Annotated in this window: 1 pseudogene; it reads right to left on the bottom strand. The window is 67.1% G+C overall.

The window, feature by feature from the left end:
- Window positions 1-897: pseudogene (locus CCN29_RS32750) on the bottom strand (ABC transporter substrate-binding protein); the annotation flags it as partial.
- Window positions 898-933 lie beyond the last annotated feature (36 nt).

Here is a 933-nt window from a genome sequence, read left to right as displayed (position 1 = left end):
CGACGAGCTCGTCGCGGTTGATCACCTGGGCCATCGCCTGGCGGACGGCCTTGTCCTTCACCGACTCGGCCTTGGTGTTGAAGGCCAGGTAGCGGATCTCCAGACCCGGGGTCTCCACCAGGTCGATCTCGCCGTCGCTGTCGTTGGCCAGCTGCTGGATCTGCTCCGGCGACATGCTGCGGGTCATGACGTCGATCTTGCCGTCCTTCAGCGCCTCGCCCATGGCGTCGGCGCTGTCGTAGGCGACCATCTCCACCTTGTCGTTGTTGACCTGGAGCGCGCCCTTGTACGAGGGGTTCTTGGTGAAGACGGCGCNNGACGTCGAAGCCCTCGCGCAGCTTGTTCTGGGCGTAGTCGTCCTTGTTGACGATGGCCGCGACAGGCGTGGACAGCTTGTACGGGAAGGTGGCGTCGGCCGCCTTGAGGTGGAAGATCACCTCGTTGTCGCCCTGCGTCTCGACGGTGNNGCAGGGCGAAGACGCCGCTGTCACCCTCGAGGGAGATGGCGCGGTCGATGGAGTACTTCACGTCCTGTGCGGTGATCGGGTCACCGTTGGAGAACTTCAGGCCGTCGCGCAGGGTGCAGCTGTAGCGCTCGTTACCGGCGTCGGTGAAGCCGCATGACTTGGCGGCGTCGGGCACGGGCTCGCCGTCGCCGCGGGGCTGGACCATGAGGGTCTGGACGGTCTGCCGCAGGATGTTCCAGGTGCCGACGTCGTAGGCCCAGGCGGGGTCGAGGGGGGCGAGGCCCTCTTCCTCGGATGCGGTGAACCGGTCCGTGGTGCCCACGACGATCGCATCGCCGTCGCCGCTGCCGCTCTCGGCGTCACCACAGGCGGCGAGCACCGGCGCGAGCAGGCCCATCGCGGCCGCCAGCACCAAAGTCTTGCGGTTCATGCTCGAGTTTCTCCTGGACGTGTCGACTCCGTGCCG

Origin of the sequence: Streptomyces pseudogriseolus (genome assembly GCA_002154585.1) — a bacterium.
Classification (GTDB): domain Bacteria; phylum Actinomycetota; class Actinomycetes; order Streptomycetales; family Streptomycetaceae; genus Streptomyces; species Streptomyces pseudogriseolus.
The sequence above is the reverse complement of the archived record's forward strand: the minus strand, read 5'-3'. Positions and strand labels throughout refer to the sequence as shown.